The sequence below is a fragment of the Streptomyces sp. NPDC051051 genome (assembly GCF_040682975.1).
In the GTDB taxonomy this organism is placed as follows: domain Bacteria; phylum Actinomycetota; class Actinomycetes; order Streptomycetales; family Streptomycetaceae; genus Streptomyces.
The window spans coordinates 1-7735 of the sequence record NZ_JBFBCB010000107.1 but is presented as its reverse complement, the minus strand read 5'-3'; the positions used below and the strand labels follow the sequence as shown (position 1 = coordinate 7735).

The following is a 7735-nucleotide window of genomic DNA, read 5'->3' as shown; positions in this document are numbered from 1 at the left end:
CGGCGGGGCCCGACAGGGGGGGCCGACGGGGGACGGGCCGGTGGCCTCGGCAGGGGCCGGGACGCCGGCTGAGGCGGGGACGGCGACCGCGGCGGCCGGTGGGTCAGGCGTCGTCGAAGTCGCCCTCCAGGAAGGCCCGGAGTTCTTCGTCGGAGACCTCCTCGACGGTACCCGGGCCGGAGACCTCTTCGGCAGCGGTGTCCGTCGCGGGTACCGGGGTGCCGTCGAGCCGGTCCAGCAGGCCGCGCAGCCGCGCCCGCAGTCCGTTGTGCAGCGCCGGGTCGGCGAGCACGTCGGTGAACTGCGCTTCCAGCCGGTCCAGTTGGTCGAGGACCGGGGAGGCGGCGGGTGCGGTGCGCTCCAGCAGGTGCGCGGCGAGCCGCTCGGGGGTGGGGTAGTCGAACATGAGCGTCGCGGGCAGTCGTACGCCCGCGAGGGCACTGAGCCGGTTGCGCAGTTCGACGGCGGTCAGGGAGTCGAAGCCGATGTCGAGGAAGCCTCGTTCGGGATCGATCGAGTCGGGTGTGTCATGGCCGATGACCAGGGCGGCCTGGGCGAGCACCGCCTCCAGTACGGCACGGTGACGGGTGCTCGCGTCGAGCCCGGCGAGGCGCTCGCGCAAGTCGCCCCCGGTGGCCCCGTTGGAGGGGGCGGCCGACGCGGGGGGAGCCGTGCGGGCCCGGGGGCGGACGGGCACGAGGTCGCGCAGCAGGTCGGGCACCGGGCCGTCGGAGCCACGCAGCGCGCCGGTGTCCAGGTCGGCGGGGGCGAACCAGGCTTCCGTGCTGCGCAGCGCCGTGTCCAGCAGGGCGAGCGCGTCGGCGGTGTCCATGGGCCGCAGGCCGTTGCGGGCGATGCGGCGCAGGTCGGCCTCGGCCAGGGTGCCGGTCATGCCGCTGCGCTCCGCCCACAGTCCCCAGGCCAGGGACTGCACGCGGCGCCCCTCGGCGGCGGTGCGGGCGGCGAACGCGTCCAGGAAGGCGTTGGCGGCCGAGTAGTTGGCCTGTCCGACCCCGCCGACGGTGCCGGCGAGGGAGGAGAACAGGACGAGCGCGGCGCCGGTGTCACGCGTGAGTTCCCCCAGCAGCAGGGCCGCGTCGGCCTTGGCGCGCAGCACGGTGTCGAGGCGTGCGGGGGTGAGCGACTGCACGATGCCGTCGTCGAGGACCCCGGCGGTGTGCACGACCGCGGTCAGCGGCCGGTCGTCGGGGACCTGGGCGAGCAGGGCGGTCAGGGCGTCCCGGTCGGCCACGTCGCAGGCTACGACGGTGACCTGGGCGCCGTGGCCGCGCAGTTCCTCGCACAGCTCGCTCATGCCCTCGGCGGCGGGACCGCGCCGTCCGGCCAGCAGCAGGGAGCGGACGCCGTGGGCGGTGACCAGATGGCGGGCGACCTGCCGGGCCAGCACTCCCCCGGCGCCGGTGACGAGCACCGTGCCCTCGCCGACCGCGGCGGGCGCGTCGGTGTCGGGCGTGGCGCGGGTCAGCCGGGGCACGAGGGCCGCTCCGTCCCGCAGCGCGGTCTCGCTCTCCTCACCGGCCAGGGCGGCGGGCAGCAGGGCCAGGGAGGCGGCCGTGCCGTCGTGGTCGACGAGGACGAACCGGCCGGGGTTCTCGGCCCGTGCCGCGCGGACCAGGCCCCATACGGCGGCCTGCGCGGGGTCGGTGCGGTTGGCGTCCCCGGGGCCGGTGGTGACCGCGTGCCGGGTCAGCAGGACCAGCCGGGAGGTGGCGAGGGCGTCCTGCGCGAGCCACTCGGTCACCAGCCGCAGCGCGTGGTGGGTGGTGTGCCGGGCCGCGGTGGCGGGGTCGGTGTCCTCGTCGGGCGCCGGTGCGACGGCCAGCACGGTGTGCGGTACGGCGGTCCCGGCGGTCGCCGTCACCAACGCCGCCGGATCGGCGTGCCGCACGGCCCCTGCCAGGACCGGGTGGCCGGTGAGTTCCGCAGCCGGGCCCAGGAGGTGCAACGGGGCGACGGCGGTGGACGGTCCGGCGAGGTCGGCCGAGGGCCAGCGGACGGTGTGCAGCGCACCGGCGCCCGCGGCGGCCGACAGCGCCGCGGTGTCCACGGGACGCAGGGCGAGCGCGCCGATCTCGGCGACCGGCGCCCCGATGCCGTCGAGGAGCGTCACCCGGTGGGTGTGGTCTCCGGCGGGGGTGAGCCGGACGCGCAGGGCGGCGGGCCCGGCGGCGTGCACGGTGACGTCCCGGAAGGTGAACGGCACCACGGTGCCCGGGCCCTCGGCCGTGGTGAGGGCCACGGTGTGCAGGGCCGCGTCGAGGAGCGCGGGGTGGACGCGGAACCGGTCGGTGCCCTGGAGGTGTTCGCCGTCCTCGGGGGCGATCTCCGCGTACACCGTGTCACCGTCGCGCCAGGCGGCGCGCAGCCCGCGGAAGGCCGGGCCGTAGGCGAAGCCCTGGGCGGCGATCCGCTCGTACAGGCCGGAGACGTCGACCGGGGCCGCGCCGGGCGGCGGCCAGGCGGCCGCGACGGGCCCACCGGCGGTTGCCGGGGCGCCGCCGAGGACGCCTTCGGCGTGCCGGGTCCAGGGTCCGTCCGCGCCGGCACCGGTGACCGGGCGGGAGTGCACGGTCAGGGTGCGCTCGCCGTTCTCGTCGGCTGCGGAGACGCCGACCTGGAGCCGCACGCTGCCGCTCGCGGGCAGGACGAGCGGTGTGTTCAGCGTGAGGTCGGCGACGTGGGCGGCTCCCGCGTGGGCGCACGCCTCCAGGGCGAGGTCCAGGAACGCGGTGCCGGGGAACAGGATCCGGCCGTCGAGGGCGTGGTCGGCGAGCCAGGGCCGGCCGTCCACGGAGACGGTCCCGGTCAGGACCAGCCCGTCCCCGTCGGCCAGCGGCACGGCGGCGGTGAGCAGGGGGTGTCGTACGGAGTCCGGGCCCGCGCCTGCGGTGTCGGTCCCGGTCGCCTCCAGCCAGTAGCGGCGGCGCTGGAAGGGGTAGGTGGGCAGGTCGGTGCGCCGGGCACCGAGAGGGGCGAACCAGGCGTCCCAGCCGACGCGGTGGCCATGGGTGTGCAGCCGGGTGAGAGCGGAGGTCAGCGACCGGCTCTCCTCGGTGTCACGCGCCAGGGTCGGCACGAGCAGGGCGTCGCCGTCGACGCATTCCCCGGCGAGCGCGGTGAGCACGCCGCCCGGGCCGATCTCCACGTAGGTGGTGACGCCCTGCTCCGCCAGGGTGCGGACACCGGCCCGGAAGCGGACGCTGTCACGGACCTGGCGTACCCAGTAGGCGCCGTCGAGGGGTTCCTCGGCGGTGACGGGGCGTCCGGTGACGGTGGACACCACCGGCACGACCGGAGCCTCGTGCCGCAGCTGGGCGGTGTGCTCGGCGAAGGCGTCGAGCATGCCGTCCATGCGGTGCGAGTGGAAGGCGTGGCTGACGTTGAGCCGGCGGGTCTTGCGGCCCTGCGCGGCGAGTTCGGCGGCGAGCGCGGTGACGTCGTCCTCGTCGCCTGACAGGACGGTGGCCAGCGGGCTGTTGTCGGCGGCGACGGCCACCCGGCCCTCGTGGGCGGCGAGCAGCGGTGTCACCTCCTCCTCGGCGGCCTGTACGGAGAACATGGCGCCGCCCTCCGGCAGAGCGGCCATGAGCCGGCCGCGCACGGCGACCAGGTGGCAGGCGTCCTCCAGGGTGAGGACGCCGGCGACATGGGCGGCGGCGATCTCACCGACGGAGTGGCCCAGCAGCACGTCGGGCCGGACGCCCAGGCTCTCCAGCAACCGGTAGAGGGCGACCTGCACGGCGAACAGCGCGGCCTGGGTGTAGTCGGTACGGTCCAGGAGCGCCGCCTCCGGGCTGCCGGGCGCGGCGAACAGGACGTCCCGCAGTGGCGTGTCGAGGTGTCCGTCGAGGTGGGCGCAGACGGCGTCGAGGGCGTCGGCGAACACGTCGTGGGTCTCGTACAGGACGCGGCCGGTCTCGGGGCGCTGGGCGCCCTGGCCGGAGAAGAGGAACGCCGTCCTGCCGCCGCGGGCCCGACCGGTGGTCAGGTGCGGGTGCTCGCGGCCCTCGGCGAGGGCGCTGAGCGCCTGGGTGAGGGCGTCGGTGTCGTCGGCCACGACGGCCGCCCGGTCCTCGAGGTGGGCGCGGGTGGTGGCCAGGGACAGCGCGAGGTCGGCCGCCGGGGTCTCGGGCCGGGCCTCGATGTGCCCCAGGAGGCGGCGGGCCTGGTCGCGCAGGGCGGCGGCGCCGCGGGCGGACAGCAGCCAGGGCAGCGCCCGCGCAGGCCGGTCACCGGACGGCGACTGGGACCGCGGCTGGGACTGCGGCTGTGCGGGGACCTCCTCAGGCTCCTGGAGGATGACGTGGGCGTTGGTGCCGCTGACACCGAAGGAGGAGACACCGGCGCGCCGCGGACCGGCACCCGGTTCCCAGGCCCGCTCCTCGTGCAGCAGGCGCAGGGCGCCGCTGGACCAGTCGATGTGCGGGGAGGGACGGTCGGCGTGCAGGGTGCGCGGCAGGACGCCGTGGCGCATCGCCATCACCGTCTTGATGACGCCGGCCACACCGGAGGCGGCCTGCGTGTGCCCGATGTTGGACTTCACCGCCCCCACCCACAGGGGGCGTTCGGCGGGCCGCTCCTGCCCGTAGACGGCGAGCAGGGCCTGCGCCTCGATCGGGTCGCCGAGCCGGGTACCGGTGCCGTGCGCCTCGACGGCGTCGACGTCGGCCGGGGAGAGCCCGGCGGAGGCGAGGGCCTGGCGGATGACGCGCTGCTGGGCGGGACCGCTGGGAGCGGTCAGCCCGTTGGAGGCGCCGTCCTGGTTGACGGCGCTGCCGGCCACGACGGCGAGTACCGGGTGCCCGTGGCGGCGGGCGTCGGAGAGGCGCTCCAGCAGGAGCAGGCCCACGCCCTCGGCCCAGCCCGCCCCGTCGGCCTCGGCGGCGAACGGCTTGCAGCGCCCGTCGGGCGACAGCGCGCGCTGCCTGCTGAACTCGACGAAGGTGTCCGGCGTGGAGATCACCGTGACGCCACCGGCCAGGGCGAGTTCACATTCCCCCGACCGCAGGGCCTGGACGGCCAGGTGCAGGGCGACCAGTGAGGAGGAGCAGGCCGTGTCGACAGTGACGGCGGGGCCTTCGAGGCCGAAGGTGTAGGCGATCCGGCCGGAGGCGACGCTGCTCGCGCTGCCGGTGGCCAGGTATCCCTCCAGTTCCTCGGGAGCCTGGCGGGCCCTGTTGGCGTAGTCGTTGTAGTTGGACCCCACGAACACGCCGGCCCGGGCACCGCGCATCCCTTCCGGGTCGATGCCGGCGCGTTCGAACGCCTCCCACGAGGTTTCCAGCAGCAGCCGGTGCTGCGGGTCGATGGCGACCGCCTCGCGGGGCGAGATGCCGAAGAACGCCGGGTCGAACCGGTCGGCGTCGTGCAGGAATCCGCCGTGCCGGGCGTAGGAGTGGCCGACGCGATCGGGGTCGGGGTCGTACAGGTTCTCGATGTCCCAGCCGCGGTCGGCGGGGAAGGGGGTGATGGCGTCGGTGCCGTCGGAGACGAGCCGCCACAGCTCCTCGGGGGAGGTGACGCCGCCGGGGAAGCGGCAGCCCATGCCGACGATGACCACGGGGTCGTCGTCCACGGAGGCCGTGGGTAGGGCCGGCAGGGCGGCGTCGGCGGTCTGTCCGCCGAACAGCTCGCCGTCCAGGTGCGCGGCGAGGGCCGACGCGGAGGGGTGGTCGAAAGCGAGGGTGACCGGCAGCCGCAGACCGGTGGCCTCGGCGAACCGGTTACGCAGCTCGACCGCGGTCAGCGAGTCGAAGCCGAGGTCGCGGAAGGCACGGCCCTCCGGGACGGCGTCGGCATCCGTGTGACCGAGGACGGCGGCGGCCTGGGTGCGGATCTCCATGAGCAGGGCGGCACGGCGTTCGACGGGAGGCAGGGCGGCCAGCCGCTTGACCAGCGGCGGCCCGTCGACCGCACTGCTCTCCTGCTCCGCAGCCCGGTCGGCGACGGCGGTCCGGGGCTCGGGGAACTCGCGCAGTGCGGCGAAGGCGCGGGCCGTGATGAGCTTCCAGTCGACGTCGGCCACGATGAGGAACTCCTCGTCCTGGTCGAGGGCCTTCTGGAGAGAGGCGACGGCGAGTTCGGGTTCCATCGGCGGTACGCCGTCGCGGCGCAGCCGTTCGGCGACGTCCTCGCCGACCATGCCACCGCCGGCCCAGGTGCCCCAGCCGATCGAGGTGGCGGGCAGGCCCTCGGCGCGCCGGCGGGCGGCCAGCGCGTCGAGGTGGGCGTTGGCGGCGGCGTAGCTGCCCTGGCCCGGTCCGCCGAGGGTGCCCGCCATCGAGGAGAACAGGACGAACGCGTCGAGGTCGAGATGGCGGGTCGCGGCGTCGAGCGCGAGCGCCGCGTCGGCCTTGGGCCGCAGCACGTCGTGGGCCCGCTGCGGGGTGAGCGCGTCGATGAGGCCGTCGTCGATGATGCCCGCGGTGTGGAAGACGGCGGTCAGGGTGCCGCCTCCGGGCAGGTCGTCGACGAGTCGCCGCACGGCCTCCGCGTCGGACACGTCGCAGGCGACGATGCTGGCCGGGGTGCCCAGTTCCGCGAGTTCGGCCACGAGGTCGTCGGCGCCGGGGGCGGCCGGACCGTGCCGGGAGACGAGTACCAGGTGCTCGGCGCCGCCGCGGGCGAGCCAGCGGGCGATGTGCCGGCCGATTCCGCCGGTGCCGCCGGTGACGAGTACGGTGCCGGACGGTGTCCAGGTGCCCTCGGGGCGCGGTCCCTCACCCGCGCGCACCAGGCGCCGGGCGAAGATCCCGGACGGGCGCACCGCGACGTGGTCCTCCTCCAGCGTCCCGGACAGGGCGGCGGCCAGGCGTCGCGCGGCCCGGGTGCCGAGCGTCCCCGGCAGGTCGACGAGCCCGCCCCAGCGCTGCGGGTACTCCAGCGCCGCGATGCGTCCGAGGCCCCAGCTCATCGCCTGCAACGGGCTGACGAGCGGGTCGCCGCGGCGGACGGTGACGGCACCGCGTGTGGCGCACCACAGCGGCGCGTCGACCTGTGCGTCGCCGAGCGCCTGCAGCAGGATGGTCATCAGCACCAGGCCGGTGGGCAGCACGCCCTCCCGCGACCACGGCGACTCGTCCAGCGCGAGCAGCGAGAGCACACCGCCGACGGTGATGTCCTCGGTCCGCTGCCGTATCAGGTCCGCCATGCGGTCGCGTTCGGCCTCGGCGGCTCCGACGACCAGGACGCGTGCCTCGCCCGCGTGTGCCCCGACGGCCTCGCACACGTCCCGTACGAGGGGATCGGTCTCGTGTCCGGCGGGTACGACGAGCAGCCAGGTACCCGGGAGCGCGGCGGCGCGGGCGGGCTGTTCGGCGCGGGGGCTCCAGGTCACGCGGTAGCGCCAGCCGTCGAGGGTCGAGCGGTTGATCCGGTCGCGCCGCCAGGACGACAGCGCCGGCACGATCTCCGCGAGCGAGCGGACATCGGTGATCCCGAGATCCTCGGCGAGGGCGTCTAGGTCGTGGTTCTCCACGCTGGTCCAGAACTCGTTGTCGAGGACGTCCACGCCATCGGTGCCCACCGCGTCACCGGCCGGGCGGTCGACCGGTTCGAGCCAGTAGTGGCGCCGCTGGAAGGCGTAGGTCGGCAGGTCGACACGACGCGGGGAGAGTCCCTCGAAGGCGGGTGTCCAGTCCACGGCGACACCACGCGCCCACGCCTCACCCAGCGACACATACAACCGGCCCAGACCCCCCTCACCCCGGCGCAG

At 75.7% G+C, this 7735-nt stretch carries 1 protein-coding gene; it reads right to left on the bottom strand.

What is annotated here, in order from left to right; translation table 11 throughout:
* Window positions 1-103 precede the first annotated feature (103 nt).
* The gene (locus AB0N31_RS35920; RefSeq protein WP_366062745.1) at window positions 104-7663 is read right to left on the bottom strand and encodes an SDR family NAD(P)-dependent oxidoreductase; all 7560 of its coding nucleotides are present in this window, start codon (window positions 7661-7663) and stop codon (window positions 104-106) included.
* Window positions 7664-7735: the final 72 nt, after the last annotated feature.